Below are 17,614 nucleotides of genomic sequence, written 5' to 3' on the forward strand. Positions count from 1 at the left end.
CAATAACTCAAAAAACAAACAAGCGTATGGCTAAGAATGTAGTGATTGTAGAGTCGCCTGCAAAGGCTAAAACTATTGAAAAGTTCTTGGGTAAGGACTACAAAGTGGTGTCCAGCTATGGGCATATTGTAGATTTGCCTTCTAACGAGTTAGGGGTAGATATCCACAACGGTTTTAAACCTAATTACCTCATCTCTAACGATAAGAAAAATCTTATAAAAGAGCTTAAATCACTCACTACTACTGCCGAAACTGTATGGCTGGCTTCCGATGAAGACCGTGAAGGAGAAGCTATTGCATGGCATCTTGCCGAAACTCTCAAACTGAAAAATGAGAATACCAAACGTATTGTTTTCAACTCTATTACCAAATCGGCTATTGAGAATGCAATTAAGAACCCTCGCACCATCGATTACAATTTGGTAAATGCACAACAAGCACGCCGTGTACTCGACCGCCTCGTGGGTTATGAACTCTCCCCAGTATTGTGGAAAAAAATTAAAAGTGGGCTCTCAGCAGGGCGTGTACAATCGGTAGCGGTACGCCTTATTGTGGAACGCGAACGCGAAATACAAGACTTCAAAACGCAATCGTCTTACAGAATTACCGCCGAATTTACAACTTCTGAAGGAAAGGTGGTGAAAGCTGCCTTACCTAAAAATTTTGATACTCAAGCAGAAGCTGAGGCTTTCTTGCAACAGAATATAGGAGCGAACTTCAAGGTACAATCCTTAGAAACAAAACCTGCTAAAAAAATGCCTGCGCCGCCTTTCACTACTTCCACGCTTCAACAAGAAGCTGCGCGCAAATTGCATTTTTCAGTTAGCAAAACAATGACGGTAGCCCAACGCTTGTACGAATCTGGATTTATTACCTATATGCGTACTGATAGCGTGAACCTTTCACAAGAAGCTCTTAGCACTGCCAAAAATGCTATTGTACAGATCTTTGGAGAGCAATACAGCCAAGTGCGCAACTTCGCTACCAAAAGCAAAGGGGCGCAAGAAGCTCACGAAGCAATTCGCCCTACCGATATGAGCCGCTCTAGTATTCCAGCAGAAACCGACCAAAATAAACTCTACGAACTGATATGGAAACGTACTTTGGCTTCCCAAATGGCAGATGCTCAAATAGAGCGTACCACCGTGAAAATAGAAGCCGATAAGCACAAAGAATATTTCGTTGCTAATGGTGAAATGGTACAGTTCGACGGATTTCTAAAAGTGTATTTAGAAAGCACCGACGATGAGGAAGAAGAACAAGAAGGAATGTTGCCTAATCTTAAAAAAGGAGAAGTACTCGTTAATAAGCATATCACTGCTACAGAACGTTTTACACGTCCGTTACCTCGTTATACTGAGGCTTCATTAGTGAAAAAATTAGAGGAACTTGGTATCGGGCGTCCATCTACTTATGCACCTACTATTTCCACTATTCAAAATCGCGGTTATGTGGAGCGTAGCACTCTTGAAGGAGAAGTTCGTCCTTATCACCAACTCACTCTTAAAGCTAATGTGATTACCCCAAAAACTCTAAGTGAACGCGTAGGCGCCGATAAAGGTAAACTTATCCCTACTGATATAGGTAGTGTGGTAAACGATTTCCTCGTAAACCATTTCGATACCATAATGGACTATAACTTCACGGCTAAAGTAGAAAATAGCTTCGACGAAATAGCCGAAGGTAAAGAGAACTGGACAGAGATGCTTTCTGATTTCTACAAACATTTTCACCCTGTGGTAGAAAATGTAGAAAAGCACACAGGTCGCGAAACAGGTGAGCGTATACTTGGCACCGACCCTAAAACAGGGCGTCCTCTCAGCGTACGCTTAGGGCGTTACGGTGCAATGGCACAAATAGGAAACCCCGATGATGTCGAGAAGCCTATCTATGCGAGTCTGTTAGCTGGTATGTCTATAGAAACTATTACTTTTGAGGAAGCCCTCAAACTCTTTGAACTCCCTCGTCAGTTAGGTATTATAGAAGGTAAGAATGTAGAGGTGAATGTAGGTAGATTTGGACCTTATGTGCGTTATGGTGAAGCATTTATATCGCTTGATAAAGGAGAAGATGTATTTAGTGTAACCCTCGAACGTGCAAAACAACTCATTGGCGAAAAGAAAAAAGCTGATGCCCCTATTGCTACTTATCAGGGAGTAGAGGTGACCAAAGGAGTAGGTCGTTTTGGACCTTTTATCAAGTGGAACAACACCTATATCAATGTGCCTAAGAAATACAATTTCGATCATCTCACCCAGCAAGATGTACAAGAACTTATAGAAGATAAACTCAAAAAAGAATCAGAGAAAATAGTAAGAGAATGGGATGAAGGAACTATTCGCATAGAAAAAGCGCGTTGGGGGCGTTTTACCCTCATCAAAGGTAAAACCAAGGTAGAACTCCCTAAAGATACCGATGTGGCAACATTCACTAAAGAACAAGCCCTTGTACTCCTCACCGAGAAAACTCCTAAGAAAACTACTGCCCGCAAGAAAACCACTGCTAAGAAGTAGGTAATTGTAAGGTTAAAGGATTTTCAATTATTCAAAGAAATAAAATAACAAAAGCGCAACGCCCTTCAAGGCTTTGCGCTTTTTTAACTTGTAAAAGCTAAAGTTACTTTCTCTTATAGATATAAACTGTAGTTTCTGTAGCACTACTACTTTGGTTGAAATCTTCAAAAGTAAGAGTGAGTTTGTTGTTGGCTATAGAAAAAGTAGCTTTATCAGCTTCGCCTATTCTATCTCCTTTTTCTGTTAAAACAATCTGTTTTCCAGTAATAGTGTAAGTGCCTTCCTCCAGATTTTCTTTACATTGATTATTTGCAGGATTTTTGTCGTAAGAAACTAAAGAATATTTGTTATCAGCAGTAAAAGTGTAAGTATTTTTCTTTTCGCATTCATTAAGAACTTTTGCAATACCATTTTCTGTTTCACTTTCAATAATCCAACTTCCTACTAAATTATTATTATTATTATTATTTGTTTGATTATTTGTTTGATTATTTGTTTGATTATTTGTTTGATTATTTGTTTGATCGTCCGATTTTCCACACGATGTTACAAAAATTGCTGCGGCTATAAAAGCCATTTTTAAAAGATTTTTCATTTGTTTATATTGTTTTTATTAGTTCAACGGTGCAAAAATACAAATTTAACGTTCTCTCGTATCTTAAAGCATTGTTAAATATCACTTAAACCATTTTGTTTTAATCACTTTATCAAAATTTGTAGTACAAATTCATACCTCTTACCTCTTATCTCTTACCTAAAAAATACTTTTGGCACGAATTTCGCTACCTATTGTCAATAAAATACTATACACTTTATGAAAAAGTTATTATTACTATGCTTAGGGGCTCTTGCCTCTGTAAGTTGGGCTCAAGAAGTAGGCTCAGCTGGACGTTTATTACAAAACGAGTACCACCAAAACAAACAAGCACGCGCTGTGATGGGGCGTGGAGGTATCTCGGTAAATATTGATTGGGAATACGATTATAACGGTGGTTATGCCGAAGTGTTTATCCGCATTCCTGAACGTGGACGCTTTACGGTGAGTATAGGCGATCAAGAAATTACTAGCACTACTGGTATGTATCGATTTTTCGACCTAACTGCTACTCCTCAGCCTCTCAGTATCTGGCAAGGACGCACACTGATTTACCGCGTAACTATCAACCCTCACGATAATACTCGTATGATAATGGATTTCTTTTCGCGTGATGGCTTGTATTTGTTAGACGAAATTACTTTGAATAACAATCAGCCTTCCTATCACGGTCGTCAGTGGAATGATGTGTGGAATCGCTCTTACGGAGGAAATTATGGAGGTGCTCCTATGATGCGTCAAAGTGATTTCAACAACTTCTTTAAAATGTACAAAGATGAGACTTTTGATAAAGACAAACTCTCTTTCTTTCGCGCTCAAAAAAATATTGTCTCATTTACCACCGAGCAAGTAGGACAATTGATGGAAGAACTTTCTTTTGACGATAATAAATTTATCATCGCTCAAGAAGCCTACCCCAATGTAGTAGATCCTCAAAATTACTACCAGTTGCAAGCTAAATTTACTTTTCCCTCTGGTAAAAAGAAACTTTCCGAATTCTTGCAATCAGTACGTAGATAATGAATGTTATAATAGTATAACGAAAAACTATTACTTAGAGGCTTGGCATATTCGATAAAAATCGTATCTTTGCCTCAAATTTTTAACAACAATACAAAAAACATATTAGTATGGCATTAGAAATAACAGATGGAAATTTTGAAGAGTTGGTACTTAAAAGCAGCCAACCTGTATTAGTAGACTTTTGGGCAGTGTGGTGCGGTCCTTGCCGTATGCTTGCTCCCGTAGTTGAAGAAATCTCTAAAGAATACGAAGGTAGAGTAGTAGTAGGTAAAGTGGATGTGGATAACAACCAAGAGTTTGCTGGTAAATATGGCATTCGCAACATCCCTACTGTATTGGTATTCCAAAACGGTGAAGTAGTAGGTCGCCAAGTAGGAGTAGCTCCTAAAAAGACTTACACCGATGCTCTTGACGGATTATTGTCATAAGTACCACTAACACTTTGACAAACAATAAAAAAGGCTATCAACAAGTATTAAATTGTTGATAGCCTTTTTTATTTTCCTCCAAGAATAGAAGCTAAAGAGCTTCACTCACTTTCTGTGCAAGGGCTTTAAACTCTTCATCGGTGAGTTTAACCTTGTGTTGGAAAGTCATTTCTTTCATTTCGCTAATAGGAATGAGGTGTACATGTACGTGAGGGACTTCAAGTCCTACAACTGCTACGCCTATACGCTCGCAAGGCACTACTTTTTCAAGAGCTTTGGCTACGCGTTTCGAGAAAGCCATCAAGCGCAAGTAGTGTGCATCTTCCATATCAAAGATATAGCTGATTTCTTGTTTAGGTACACAGAGGGTATGTCCTTTAGCGTTAGGATTGATATCAAAGAAAGCGATAAATTCATCGTCTTCAGCTACTTTGTAGCAAGGAATTTCTCCATTGATAATTTTTGTAAAGATACTCATATTTTTAACTTGTTACCTGTTACTTGTTATGTTATCTACTTATTTCTAAGATTTCCATTTTAAGAGTGCCATTAGGTACTTTAATTTCAGCAATTTCACCTACTGATTTACCCAAAAGTCCTTTGCCAATAGGCGAACTTACCGATATTTTCCCTGCTTTGAGGTCGGCTTCACTTTCGGCTACAAGGGTGTAGGTAATTTCCATCTTGTTGGAGAGGTTTTTCAGTTTTACTGTCGAAAGTACAAGCACTTTGCTCACATCAAGTTGAGATTCATCAATGATGCGGGCATTAGCTACTAATTCTTCAAGTTTAGCTATTTTCATTTCCAGCAAGCCTTGTGCTTCTTTAGCAGCGTCATACTCGGCGTTTTCTGATAGGTCGCCTTTGTCGCGGGCTTCTGCAATAGCTTGAGAGGCACGAGGGCGCTCTACATCTTTTAGCTGGTTGAGCTCATCGCGGAGCTTTTTCAGTCCTTCAGGGGTGTAATATGATACTTTTTTCATAATGTTCTTTTTAGATGTTGTTATGTTTATATAAAAATAAAAAATCCTCAAATAGTCTCTCTGAGGATTTCTGGGCGCAAAGGTAATACATTTTTTTGAATTGGCAAAAAATAAAATATCAAATCGAATCGCCAAATTGGCAAATCAGCAAATGGACAAATGGACAAATCAGCAAATGGACAAATCAACAAATCAACAAATTAATTTGCATATCTCATTTTTTTTTTAAAAACTTTGCGCCTATTTTTTAAAAGTAATTATGAGAGAAAGATTATCAACAAGCTATGTTTGGCTATTCTTTTTGCTGATAGTAGGCTCTATGAGCGCTCAGCAAATAGAAATTTCAGGAACTGTAAAGGATAACAAAGGTGAGCCTTTATTAGGTGTTTTTATCTTAGTGAAAGGTACCCAACGAGGTGCAACTACCGATTTCGACGGACATTACTCCCTAAAAGCGAATGTGGGTGATGTGCTCAAGTTTTCTTTCTTAGGAATGAAAACGGTAGAGAAAAAACTCACTGCAGGCACTAAAGAGCTCAATATTACTATGCAAGAGGATGTGCAACAACTCGAAGGCACCGTAGTAGTAGGCTATGGAGGTAAAAAAGTTGCCAGTCGTACAGTCGCTTCAGTTGCTACAGTAAAAGGAAAAGATATTGCCGAAACACCTAATGCAAGCGCTATTGACGCATTGCAAGGTAAGGTAGCTGGCTTAGTAATCTCTACAGATTCTGGACGACCAGGAGCAAACTCTTCTGTACTCATACACGGATTAAATACTTTTTTCTCTGTTTTCGACGAAACTATAGTTTCAGAACCTCTATATATAATAGATGGTGCTGTCGTAACCAGCGATATAATGACAATGTATAACCCTGCTGATATTGAGAGTATAACAGTGCTCAAGGATGCGGCTTCTACTTCTATCTATGGGGCACGTGCTGCCAATGGCGTTATCTTAATTACTACTAAAAGAGGCAAACGCAATGAGCGTACTCATATTGCTATCAATCATCAGTTAGGATTTTCAATGCGTACTAATGTAACCCGAAAATTCTTTGAAAATATGGCTACTCCTGAGGAGTATATGGATTTTTGGATACTCAAGGAACCTAGTGCTTTAACTTCACTTGGTAGACGTTTGGGATATACTGAAACCACCCCTAGAGAAATTGCCGATAGAATTTTAGCCGAAAATCCTTACAATACGCGTTGGGATAAAGTTTTCTTTCACGATTTTGCTCCTGTTTCACGTACTGATGTATCTATCTCAGGAGGAAGTAATACAACTTCTTATTTCCTTTCCTTAGGTTATTTAGATCAGCAAGGAATAAAAGCGCGTTCAGATTATAAACGCTATAATCTCAATGCTAATTTAGATACACAAATAGCCGAGTGGCTAAAGGCTGGACTTTCTATATCGCTAGCACATACTGATATGCAATCAGTTTCAGGCGGTGGTGGTGCTGAAACTGATATTTTGTCACTGCCTATCTATTCACCTACTCAAACCGATGGAAAACGCAAGAATTATATCCCTTCTATTACAGGTCATCAGAATGGTTTTTATCATCCTGATTATTTAGCTGAAAAATACCCTGCCGATAGATATAGTGATAATATTATGCCTATAGGTTATTTGCAGATAGAACCAGTAAAGAACTTGACTTTCAAAACTCAATTGGGGATACAATACAATGTAGATGAAGATTATAGTAGAGGACCTCTACCTTCATTTATAGAATACCGTTATGATACCGATTCTAACAAAACAGTAGGACAAACCGAGCGACAAATGAGCAAATATTTGCAACGCACTTATACGAACTTGTTAGAATATAGATGGAACATAAAAGAGTCTCACAATTTTGATTTCTTGTTAGGACAAGAGTCTGTGGAGTCAGTAATGCGTTCTTTTAGTGCTTCTTCAAAAGGGCAACCTTCCGATAGGCTAACAATGCTTAGTCACGGACCTAAAGAACCTACAGTGCGCGATAGCCAGTCGGAAACTGGGTTTAACTCCTTTTTCTCTCGTTTAGAATATTCGTATAAAAATCGTTATTTCTTAGATTTATCAGCACGTCGTGATGGTTCTTCAGCTTTTGGAGCTAACAACCGTTACGCAAATTTCTGGGCGATAGGTGCGATGTGGAAAGTCAAAGAAGAGAAATTTTTGCAAAACGTGAATTGGCTTACTAGCTTAGATTTGCGTTTTAGTACAGGTATTTCGGGTAACTCATCTATTGGTGATTACCGCAATAGAACTTTGATAAGTCCTTCTAATACTTACAAGGAAAAATCAGGTTATTTCCTTTCTATGTTAGGTAACCCCGATATTATGTGGGAAGAACAACAGAAAACTACATTAGGGTTACACATTTCAATAGTGAAAGGTACCAATATCAACTTAGAGTTCTACGAACGCAATACTCATAAAACTCTTGCACAAGGCTATATCAACTCAGCTTCGGGCTTTACTTCTATCCCTCACAATATAGGTGATATGCAAAATAGAGGTATTGATTTTACTTTTTCTACTATTGCTTTCAGAAGCAAAAATAACAATTGGAATATCCGTCCATATTTCAATATGAACTACAATCAGCAAAAAGTAACATCGTTGTATCTAAACAAAGAATTTTTTGCCAATAGTTTCAGTTATGCAGGCTATAGACTAAATGAAGCACTACAATGGACAATGCCTATATTCAAAGGTATTAATAAGGATGGGAATGCAGAGTGGTATTTGCCCAATGAAACTAACTATATGATTCAGCAAAAAGACGATAGCAAAACAACTTACCAATTTGATGAAAAACAACTTATGCAAACCACAGGTAAGAAAATGTATGCACCAGTCAATGGTGGTTTTGGAGTAGCAGTCACTTATCGTAATGTGTCGTTAGACTTGGCATTCTCATATTCTTTAGGTAAATGGCTCATCAATGAAGATAAGTATTATACACTCAATCAAGGAAGTTTTGGAGCAAAGAACTTTAGCAAGGACTTGTTAAACTACTGGAAACAAGAGGGTGATGACACCGAGTTACCAAGACTAAACAGTGCTTACTATATGCGAAAAGATACCCGATTGTTAGAAAATGCATCATATATGCGATTGAAAAGTGTAAGTATAAGTTATGCGCTTCCTCAAGAACTAATAGACCAAATGAAATTCTTTTCAGGAGTTCGTTTATATGCATCGGCACGTAATATTTTCACCATCACTAAATATTCAGGCGCCGACCCTGAGTTCTCTAATACATTATCAAGAGGTGGTTATCCTCCTACTCGACAATTTACTATGGGTGTTGAACTTAAATTTTAAAAACAAATGAAAAAGATATTATATACAACATTGTTATTTTCGGCGATTAGCTTATTGCCAACAGCTTGTGCGCGCTTGGATTTAGATCCTTATAACGAAGTGGACGAAAGCAAACTATTCAGCAACAAACGCGATGCTGAACAGTGGGTCAATGGGATGTACAATGCCTTGCGCAATGCCAATCAAGGAGAACAGATGTATGCCTCCGATATCCAAGCCGATTATCTAAATGCAGTGCAAGGGGCAATGGAAAAACTTCCTAATATGCACCGTTGGTCAATTTTTGGAGCTTCAGAAAATACAACAGCTACTATATGGAAAGAACGATTTTTAATCATTCAAGATATCAATATAGCGCTTAAAGGCTTCCCTAATATACCAGAACAAAATGAAATAAAAGAACTTACAGGAGCATTGTATTTAGGGCGTGCTTATTGCTATAGCTATTTAGTTACGCACTTCTGTAAACCTTATAATAGTGGAACAGCTACTACCGATTTAGGTTTACCTATACTCATAATTTCTTCATTGAAGAATTTTCCAGCACGTAGTAGTGTAGCCGAAACTTATGATTTTATCCTCAGCGATATTCAAAAAGCCGAAACTCTATTGGCAGGTACAGAAGGAACAGCAGGTGCTGATACTTTCACCCTCGATGCTGCCAGAGCTCTCAAAGCAAGAGTCTTGCTCTATCAAAACAATTGGGCACAGGCTTACCAAGTAGCACAACAGCTTATCAATACAGGTAATTATCCATTAGCAACTTCTGCTGATGTTTTGAGTAAAATATGGGCTGAAGATGATGATACCGAGAGTATTACACAATTATATGCTGCTATCAAATCAGGAGTGTCTGAAACTTCAGGAAATACAAATGAACTTTATTTAAGTGAACAAGAAAGTTTCTTTTTCCCAGGGCAAACAGAAGCAAGTCCTAATGTGTTGCCTACTCAGGATTTTGTAGATTTATTTACGGCAGCCGACTGGCGTAAAGATGTGTTTTTAAAACAAGTAGAAATAGGTTTCTTTAACCTTTATGCAGTGAATAAATATCCTAGAAATACAAAATTAGAACCTACTGATAGTTATTTCTTTTATTATGGGCATAGAGCTAAACTCTTCCGTATAGCCGAAACCTACCTAATAGCTGCTGAGGCTGCTTATAGAAATAATGACGAGACTAACGCTAAAAAATATTTAAACCTATTGCGTGCTGCCAGAGGGCTCAGTGCTGTTACTACTTCGGGTAGCAACCTCTTTACCGATATACAAAACGAACGCAATAGAGAGTTAGCTTTTGAAGACTTCCGTCTATACGATATCAATCGTTGGGGATTAGCTGTAAAACGTGGTACCCCTCAAAACTTAAACTCTATCAGAAATACCCCGCCTGAAGATTACAGTGAACTCAATATACAAGTAGGAAGTGCAAGCTATTATAAAATAGTATGGCCTATACCTGTGAATGATATTGATTATGAACAAGGTAATTGGAAACAAAATACAGGTTGGTAACCCTATGATTAGCAAATTAGCAAATGTAAAAGTTTGCTAATTTGCTAATTTTCTAATTTATAAAAATATGGAATATTATGAATTGTACAACAAACTAAAAAAGATTTTCGATATCCAGCGCAATACTGAAGTGCCAGAACTGGGTATTCGTATTTTGCATAACAACTTCTTTTCCGAAGGAGCTAAGCATTACCTGCCAGGGAATCCGCATTTGTTTTGCCAAGAGCATAATTTAGCATTCTCCTCTCAACTCAATGATGCTCAAGACGATTTGCACTGGGCTGACTATGATGTGGATTGTAATATCCACTTCCAATATCATATTGTGCAACCTCTCAACACAGAAAAGTCCGATGGGGTGATTATCGTTTTTCACGGGCTCAACGAGAAAAAATGGGATAAATATCTGCCGTGGGCTTATGGTTTGGCAACTCAAACAGGCAAAGCGATAGTGCTTTTCCCTATAGCATTTCATATGAATCGCGCCCCTGAGCGTTGGAGTTCTCGCCAAGAGATGTATGCCATTGCTCAAAAGCGTATGAATGAGTTCCCCGATAATTCCGAAACTTCTTATGTGAATGCAGCGACCTCCACACGTTTAGACGCTTTCCCTCAGCGACTATTTTGGTCGGGATTGCAAACCTATAACGATATAGTGCAGTTCATCACCGACTTAAAAGCGGGAACTTTCCCTACCATTACCCCAACGGCTACAATAGACCTCTTTGGCTACTCCATAGGTTCTTTCCTCTCAGTAATACTGATGATGGCAAACCCCAAAGGATATTTTGCCAATGCCAAACTCTTCTGCTTTTGTGGGGGAATGACTATCGATCGTATGTTCCCCATCTCCAAATATATAATGGACGGTCGTGCTGCAATAACAATGCAAAAAACCTTTGCCGAGTTGCTGAGCACTAACTTCAAGAACGACGATCGTCTAAGGCATTATCAAGATAGTGAACTTCATTTGGATGAAAGCTGGTTCAAAACGATGTTGCGCTATAATTATTACCAGAAAGAGCGTGAGCAACGTTTTTCGCAACTCGAAAATCAAATTAAAGCTTTGGTATTAGAAAAAGATGAGGTAACACCTCCTATCGAAGCTCTCAATACCCTAAAAGGTGGTTATCGCAATATCAACATAGAGGTACAGATAGACGATTACGATTATCCTTATACTCATATGAACCCCTTTGCCCTTACTATTAAAAATGCCCCTATTGTAACAGCAGCCTTTAATCGTTTTGTAACATCTGCAGCAACTTTTTATAATAGATAAGAGAAAAGTCTCCTTTGTAGCGGGGACTACTTTCTAACAACTAAACAAAAAATAATAATAATAATGAACACAGAAAGCATCATCAAAGAAATCCTACCAGGGGTAGCTGCTACCTTTGACGAATTAGATCTTCCTAAAAAGCCTTATGGTAGAAATGAACTTTGGGAAGGTATCACCGATTATTTCAAAATAAAACAGAGAAAGAACAAAATAGAGTTTCATAATAATGAGGAAGAATATACTTGTCCTTTTATTACCATTAAAGACTTTGACCAGTTCTCTGATGATTTTATAGACAATGAGTTGCTTCCAGCTTTGGAAGAACAACTTACTCAAATGTTCTTCAACCCTGAGTTGTATTATCGCTTTCAGTACAAACTTACCTTAGTGTTTGATTTTCTTTCAGCCACTGGGCATCACGCCCGCAAACAAGTGCGATTGGAACACCCCGAGCGCAAGGCAGAACTCAAAGAGCGCTTGGATACCTATGTGCAAAAGGTAATCTATGAAGCTACCGAGAAAATGAAAGAAAAAGAACTGCATAGCTTCTTTGACAAGCTCTTCGATTTTGAACTCACTGGCTATAGTGAGGATAAGGTGGTTGAAATCCTCAATAAAGGCATTACTCTCATAGACCCCAAATGGGAAAAGACTTTAAAAGAATATCAATGGTGCTTGCTCTACCATACACGAGAGTGGAAAGAAAAGGTTTTTATGAAACTATATTACAAAATAAAAGGAGGAGATTGGTCAAAAAAATATACACTCAAGGAAGGTTTGCAAGCAAAAGATATAGATAACGCCAAACTAAACCTATTTGTGGCACAAGCCCTTTGGCGTATCAAATACAAAGAATATAGCTGGGATGTAAAGTTTGCTTGTGAGGATTTAGAGCGAGCCGCTAAGGAATTAGGCTCTAAAAAAGCGGCGATGTACCTTAAAGAGGGGACAGGTATCTTGCCTAACGAGCTTATCCATTACAAGGATAGTGAAGTGGAATGTGACGCGAATGATGTTTTTGCAGAAATCAGTGTGAAAATCAAACAAGAGTCGGCTACGGCTTATGACAAAGCATTAGATTTTATCATCGCCCTGCTCAACGCCGATTTCCCTGCCAGCTACTATATTAAGTTCAGTAGTAAGGCTCCTAAACAGTTTTTAGACATCAAAGGCATTGCCAAATCGCCTACTCATCGCTTCTTTGCCCAAGCACTGCAATATGAGGAATTGCGCCCTAAATTAGTAGCTTATGCTGAGGTGGCTATGAAAGAATTTCAGTGGTATAATGATGTAGAAGAGGGCGAGAAAAGCTGTATGCCGGGCAGTTATGCCGTCTTTGGTTTGGGCTTGATAGGGGAGGAGTACTTTCCTTTGGTGAGCCAATACTTTTCGCTGTTGGATGACGAGCACCAAATGGTACATAAATACTTTGTGAGCGTCCTTATCGACCGTTATGGAGTGAATGAAAAATCCTTACCACTTATCTGCCAAGGAATCACTTCTGCACAGTTTGATATGGTATTTAAGAATTTGGAAAAAGAAATGGAAAAGCCAGAGAACAAGCAGTTACTCACGAATTTTCTCAAAGAAAAAGAAGCCTTTTTTATTGCTAACAAAGAACCAGGTTTCTATAAATATTACGAAGAAGATATCTATTACGCGATCTATGGCAAGCAATGGAAGAAGAAAATAAACTCATAATTTATGAATGAAATAACCAACATTACCGATTACAAAGACTGGTTGCAATCCTTAAAAAGGAGAATACAGCAAAGCCAAATAAAAGCAGCTATACAGGTAAATAGTGAGTTGTTACACCTTTATTGGCAAATGGGAAAAGATATAGTTGAAAAGCAAGCACAATCCAAGTGGGGCGATGGTTTTTTGCAAACGCTTAGTGCTGATTTGTGTGAGATGTTTCCTACAATGAAAGGTTTTTCTTATAGGAATCTAAAATCAATGCGACAATGGTATTTGTTTTATAATCAACAAAATACAATTGGGAAACAACTTGTTTCCCAATTAGAAGTTTCTTTGTTTAGTGTGCCTTGGGGGCATCATCTAATGATTATGCAGCGTTGTAAGGATATACAAGAGGCTATTTTCTACGTTTATAAAACAATAGAAAACCACTGGAGCCGGTCGGTATTGGAACATCAAATGGGGCTGAATTTATATGAGCGACAAGGGAAAGCGATCACTAATTTTCAGCAACAGTTACCTATTGCTACTTCTGATTTAGCTCAGGAACTTACTAAAGACCCTTATGTGTTCGATTTTCTTTCAATAACAGAAAGTTATACCGAAAAAGAACTTCAACAGTATTTAGAAGATAATATGACGAAGTTTCTGTTGGAGCTTGGGAAGGGCTTTTGTTTCTATGGAAAACAGGTACATATAAATGTAGGAGGAGATGATTTTTATATTGATTTGCTTTTTTATAACGTACAACTGCACTGTTATGTAGTGGTAGAACTCAAAACAACCAAGTTTAAGCCAGAACACATAGGACAATTGAAATTTTATGTAACAGCAATAAATAGACAGTTGCGCACTGAAGCTGATAATCCTACTATTGGCTTGTTAATCTGCAAAGATAAAAATGATGTAGTAGCTGAATATACCTTAGATGATATACATAATCCAATAGGCATTTCATCTTATAAATTATTTGATCAGTTATCAAAGGATTACAAATCATCTTTGCCAAGTATAGAAGAAATTGAAAAACAATTAAACACCATTGATACGAGTTTGTAGCTCGTGTCCTAAGATCTAATGATAGATACCCACACACATTTATATTCAGAAGAATTTGATACCAACCGCGTTGAGATGATAGCACGCGCAAAAGCAGCAGGCGTAACCCATTGTTTTATGCCAGCCATTGATAGCAGTTATACCCAACGGATGTTCCAATTAAAAAACGAATACCCTGATTATGTTTTCTTGATGAACGGTTTGCACCCTTGTAGTGTGAAAGAAAATTATAAAGAAGAACTCGCTCACGTAGAAGCCTTAATGCCTACACATCCTTTCTGTGCCATTGGCGAAATAGGTATCGACCTCTATTGGGATAAAACTTTCCTCAAAGAACAGCAAGAGGCTTTTGTTTGGCAAATACAGCTGGCAAAAAAACACCATTTGCCTATTGTTATTCACTGCCGTGAGGCTTTTGATGAGGTTTTTGAAGTTTTAGAATCCGAAAAAAGCGACGACCTCTTTGGCATTTTTCACTGCTTTACGGGAACTGAAGAGCAAGCCCATCGCACCATTGGTTATGGATTGCATTTAGGAATAGGAGGAGTCGTAACTTTTAAAAATGGAAAAATTAACCAATTCTTAAAAAATATTGATTTGTGCCATATAGTTTTAGAAACTGATAGTCCTTATTTAGCTCCCGTGCCTTATCGCGGAAAGCGTAACGAAAGTGCTTATATTGTGAAAGTTGTAGAAAAACTATCGGATATATATGAGCTTCCTGAAAGTGAGATAGTCCGTCTTACTGATATGAATGCTATAAAAATATTTAACATTTAATTAGGTGTTATCAAATATATTTCGTTATTTTGCCTTTCGTTATATAAAGAATAAGCAAACAAAATCGCTGAAATGACCGATTATTTTAAATCCATACGTCCGTTTAATGACGACGAAGTGCCTAAAGCCTTATTGCAAATTAAAGATACTCCTTTGATTCGTGCAATGATGGCTTATGCATTTCCTGAAGATACTCCTGCACAACGAGAGAAAAGACTCCTCGCTTGCCAAAAAGTATCCGATTTTCAGGTGGATATAATGTACCAAGTGGTTACTAAAGCAATCGAAAAAAGTATTACTGAATTTACTTGCGATGGCTTTAGTGATTTAGACCCTAAAAAAGGTTATGTATTTGTTTCTAACCACCGCGATATTATCTTAGATACTTCCTTGTTAAATGTTGCTCTGCACGACAATCATCTCTCAATGACTGCATCGGCTATGGGCGACAATCTACTCAAGAAAAAATACCTCAAAATATTGGCAATGCTCAACAGAAACATTGTTATATATAGGAGTCTGCCCCCTCGTGAGGCTTTAGAACACTCCAAATTGGTATCCGAGTATATACATCATTGCATCACCGAAGAACATCGCAATGTGTGGATTGCCCAGCGCGAAGGGCGTACTAAAAATGGTGATGACCGCACCCAGCAAGGTGTCTTGAAAATGCTTACCCTTAATACCCCCGAAGGCGTAACCCCTTTGCAATACCTCAAAACGCTCAACATCGTGCCTATGTCTATCTCCTATGAGTTTGACCCCACCGATGTGCTAAAATTGCCCGCACTCATCGCTCAACACAATGGCGTAGAGTACGTGAAATCTAAAAAAGAGGATTTTGAGAACATCATTCAGGGGCTGATGGGACAAAAAGGACGCGTGCATATCTCAGTAGGTCAACCTTTTTATGAGCAAATCGATACTATAGAAGCTACACATCAGCACCTAAACAAACAACTACAAGCCTTAGCCGAGTGCTTAGACCACGCTATCCACCAGCAGTACAAATTGTTCCCCGCTAATTATATCGCCTACGATTTGCTCAACAACACCTCTATATATAAAGATTGCTACAACGAAAAAGAATTTAGACAGTTTGAACGACGAATGAACAACCGAAGCAAATCTGAAGACCTTTCTCAAGAAAAATTTTTAGAAATGTACGCCAATCCTGTAAAGAATAAATTCGATGGAAACTAATAAATCAAAAGTATTGCTCATCTATACGGGGGGAACAATCGGGATGATAAAGGACTACCAAACGGGGGCTTTACGCGCTTTCGAGTTTGATAACCTCTACAAACGTATCCCCGAGTTATCTCATTTAGATTGTGATATTTCCGTACACTCCTTTGAAAAAGTGATCGACTCCTCCGATATGAACCCTCAACACTGGATTGAAATCGCCGAGGTAATTGAAAAGGAATACAATCACTACGATGGTTTTGTAGTGCTTCACGGTAGTGATACAATGAGCTACTCAGCTTCAGCTTTGAGCTTTATGCTACAAGGGCTTACCAAACCCGTAATATTCACAGGATCACAACTCCCCATAGGTGACCTGCGCACCGATGCTAAAGAAAATCTCATTACTTCCATACAGTTAGCTGCCCTCAAGGAAAATGGTGAATCTGTAATACAAGAGGTGGGACTCTATTTTGAGTACAAACTCTATCGCGGCAACCGTACAACCAAAGTAAATGCCGAACGCTTTCAAGCCTTTGCCTCTCTCAACTATCCATTATTGGTAGAGAGTGGCGTACATCTAAAGGTAATGAAAGAAAATCTCCTGCCACGCAAGCGAGGCGCTACCTTAGAAGTGTGGAAAGATTTTGAGACGAATGTAGCAATCCTCAAAATGTTTCCAGGTATAACCCCCGCTGTGCTCAATGGCTTTTTTAATATTCCCAATCTCAAAGGGGTAGTACTCGAAACCTATGGTTCAGGCAATGCTCCTACCGATAGCTGGTTTGTAGAAAGTCTCCAAAAAGCAATTGAAAAAGGAATACACATCGTGAATGTAACCCAGTGTTCCGGAGGCAGTGTGATAATGGGCAAATACGAGGCAAGCGAAGCCCTCAAAAAGATGGGAGTGATAGATGGAAAAGACCTCACAACCGAGTCGGCAATCACAAAATTGATGCTTTTACTTAGAAAAAATATTTCTCATAAAATGTTCAAAATCAAGTTTGAAGAAAATATAGCTGGAGAAATTTAGCAAAAAATTAAGAAAAAATTTGTGAGATAGAAAAATATTTTGTTACTTTGGCATTCAGAAACAGCATAGAGAGAGGTGTCCGAGTGGTCGAAGGAGTACGCCTGGAAAGTGTATATACGCCACAAGCGTATCGAGGGTTCGAATCCCTTCCTCTCTGCTTTATTTCTAAAAAAATATTATTAAACA

Annotated in this window: 14 protein-coding genes and 1 tRNA gene; 12 read left to right on the forward strand and 3 right to left on the reverse strand. The window is 38.3% G+C overall.

The features are described 5' to 3' along the window. Window positions 1-26: 26 nt before the first annotated feature. Window positions 27-2,513, forward strand: a complete 2,487-nt coding sequence (topA, locus tag CGC57_RS10490; protein ID WP_095899079.1) for a type I DNA topoisomerase — start codon at window positions 27-29, stop codon at window positions 2,511-2,513. Window positions 2,514-2,616: 103 nt separating this feature from the next. On the opposite strand, the gene CGC57_RS10495 is transcribed toward topA, so the two are convergent. Further along, window positions 2,617-3,108, reverse strand: a complete 492-nt coding sequence (locus CGC57_RS10495) for a lipocalin-like domain-containing protein (protein WP_095899080.1) — start codon at window positions 3,106-3,108, stop codon at window positions 2,617-2,619. Window positions 3,109-3,327: 219 nt separating this feature from the next. On the opposite strand from CGC57_RS10495, the gene CGC57_RS10500 reads away from it, so the two are divergent. Both CGC57_RS10500 and trxA read left to right on the forward strand, forming a co-directional pair. Further along, the gene (locus CGC57_RS10500) at window positions 3,328-4,128 is read left to right on the forward strand and encodes a proline and serine-rich protein 1 family protein (RefSeq protein WP_095899081.1); all 801 of its coding nucleotides are present in this window, start codon (window positions 3,328-3,330) and stop codon (window positions 4,126-4,128) included. Between the two features lie 110 nt (window positions 4,129-4,238). Next, window positions 4,239-4,559 (forward strand): thioredoxin, encoded by a 321-nt coding sequence (trxA, locus tag CGC57_RS10505; protein WP_095899082.1) that lies wholly within the window; start codon window positions 4,239-4,241, stop codon window positions 4,557-4,559. A gap of 91 nt (window positions 4,560-4,650) precedes the next feature. Here the strand turns inward: trxA and CGC57_RS10510 are convergent, their stop codons facing one another. Both CGC57_RS10510 and greA read right to left on the reverse strand, forming a co-directional pair. Next, the gene (locus CGC57_RS10510) at window positions 4,651-5,037 is read right to left on the reverse strand and encodes an HIT family protein (protein WP_095899083.1); all 387 of its coding nucleotides are present in this window, start codon (window positions 5,035-5,037) and stop codon (window positions 4,651-4,653) included. A gap of 31 nt (window positions 5,038-5,068) precedes the next feature. Continuing rightward, complete coding sequence (gene greA / locus CGC57_RS10515; RefSeq protein ID WP_095899084.1) at window positions 5,069-5,542, reverse strand: transcription elongation factor GreA; 474 nt, start codon at window positions 5,540-5,542, stop codon at window positions 5,069-5,071. A 319-nt stretch (window positions 5,543-5,861) separates the two neighbouring features. Here greA and CGC57_RS10520 point away from each other — a divergent pair, with 319 nt between their 5' ends. From CGC57_RS10520 to CGC57_RS10560, 9 genes are all read left to right on the forward strand, one after another. Then, window positions 5,862-8,870, forward strand: a complete 3,009-nt coding sequence (locus tag CGC57_RS10520; RefSeq protein WP_095899085.1) for a SusC/RagA family TonB-linked outer membrane protein — start codon at window positions 5,862-5,864, stop codon at window positions 8,868-8,870. Between the two features lie 6 nt (window positions 8,871-8,876). Beyond that, window positions 8,877-10,385, forward strand: coding sequence for a RagB/SusD family nutrient uptake outer membrane protein (locus CGC57_RS10525; protein ID WP_095899086.1), 1,509 nt, complete (start codon window positions 8,877-8,879; stop codon window positions 10,383-10,385). 67 nt (window positions 10,386-10,452) lie between these two features. After that, window positions 10,453-11,667 carry a DUF6051 family protein gene (locus CGC57_RS10530; RefSeq protein ID WP_095899087.1) on the forward strand — a complete coding sequence of 405 codons (1,215 nt, stop codon included), beginning with the start codon at window positions 10,453-10,455 and terminating at the stop codon, window positions 11,665-11,667. A 63-nt stretch (window positions 11,668-11,730) separates the two neighbouring features. Next, window positions 11,731-13,368, forward strand: coding sequence for a DUF6138 family protein (locus tag CGC57_RS10535; protein WP_095899088.1), 1,638 nt, complete (start codon window positions 11,731-11,733; stop codon window positions 13,366-13,368). A 3-nt stretch (window positions 13,369-13,371) separates the two neighbouring features. Continuing rightward, on the forward strand, window positions 13,372-14,427 hold the full coding sequence (locus tag CGC57_RS10540; protein ID WP_095899089.1) for a PDDEXK nuclease domain-containing protein: 1,056 nt from the start codon (window positions 13,372-13,374) through the stop codon (window positions 14,425-14,427). Window positions 14,428-14,445: 18 nt separating this feature from the next. Further along, complete coding sequence (locus CGC57_RS10545) at window positions 14,446-15,207, forward strand: TatD family hydrolase (RefSeq protein ID WP_095899090.1); 762 nt, start codon at window positions 14,446-14,448, stop codon at window positions 15,205-15,207. Window positions 15,208-15,279: 72 nt separating this feature from the next. After that, window positions 15,280-16,410 carry a 1-acyl-sn-glycerol-3-phosphate acyltransferase gene (locus CGC57_RS10550; protein ID WP_095899091.1) on the forward strand — a complete coding sequence of 377 codons (1,131 nt, stop codon included), beginning with the start codon at window positions 15,280-15,282 and terminating at the stop codon, window positions 16,408-16,410. After that, window positions 16,400-17,428: an asparaginase gene (locus CGC57_RS10555; RefSeq protein ID WP_095899092.1), complete on the forward strand. Its 1,029-nt coding sequence runs from the start codon at window positions 16,400-16,402 to the stop codon at window positions 17,426-17,428. The genes CGC57_RS10550 and CGC57_RS10555 overlap by 11 nt, the downstream gene beginning before the upstream one ends. A gap of 69 nt (window positions 17,429-17,497) precedes the next feature. Continuing rightward, window positions 17,498-17,585 (forward strand) — tRNA-Ser (locus CGC57_RS10560). Window positions 17,586-17,614 lie beyond the last annotated feature (29 nt).

It is taken from the genome of Capnocytophaga sputigena (genome assembly GCF_002302495.1).
Taxonomy (GTDB): Bacteria; Bacteroidota; Bacteroidia; order Flavobacteriales; family Flavobacteriaceae; genus Capnocytophaga; species Capnocytophaga sputigena.

Coding starts and splice junctions, on each gene's coding strand:
- topA (WP_095899079.1), top strand. CDS start 27: ATGGCTAAGAATGTAGTGATTGTAGAGTCGCCTGCAAAGGCTAAAACT.
- CGC57_RS10495 (WP_095899080.1), bottom strand. CDS start 3,108: ATGAAAAATCTTTTAAAAATGGCTTTTATAGCCGCAGCAATTTTTGTA.
- CGC57_RS10500 (WP_095899081.1), top strand. CDS start 3,328: ATGAAAAAGTTATTATTACTATGCTTAGGGGCTCTTGCCTCTGTAAGT.
- trxA (WP_095899082.1), top strand. CDS start 4,239: ATGGCATTAGAAATAACAGATGGAAATTTTGAAGAGTTGGTACTTAAA.
- CGC57_RS10510 (WP_095899083.1), bottom strand. CDS start 5,037: ATGAGTATCTTTACAAAAATTATCAATGGAGAAATTCCTTGCTACAAA.
- greA (WP_095899084.1), bottom strand. CDS start 5,542: ATGAAAAAAGTATCATATTACACCCCTGAAGGACTGAAAAAGCTCCGC.
- CGC57_RS10520 (WP_095899085.1), top strand. CDS start 5,862: ATGAGCGCTCAGCAAATAGAAATTTCAGGAACTGTAAAGGATAACAAA.
- CGC57_RS10525 (WP_095899086.1), top strand. CDS start 8,877: ATGAAAAAGATATTATATACAACATTGTTATTTTCGGCGATTAGCTTA.
- CGC57_RS10530 (WP_095899087.1), top strand. CDS start 10,453: ATGGAATATTATGAATTGTACAACAAACTAAAAAAGATTTTCGATATC.
- CGC57_RS10535 (WP_095899088.1), top strand. CDS start 11,731: ATGAACACAGAAAGCATCATCAAAGAAATCCTACCAGGGGTAGCTGCT.
- CGC57_RS10540 (WP_095899089.1), top strand. CDS start 13,372: ATGAATGAAATAACCAACATTACCGATTACAAAGACTGGTTGCAATCC.
- CGC57_RS10545 (WP_095899090.1), top strand. CDS start 14,446: ATGATAGATACCCACACACATTTATATTCAGAAGAATTTGATACCAAC.
- CGC57_RS10550 (WP_095899091.1), top strand. CDS start 15,280: ATGACCGATTATTTTAAATCCATACGTCCGTTTAATGACGACGAAGTG.
- CGC57_RS10555 (WP_095899092.1), top strand. CDS start 16,400: ATGGAAACTAATAAATCAAAAGTATTGCTCATCTATACGGGGGGAACA.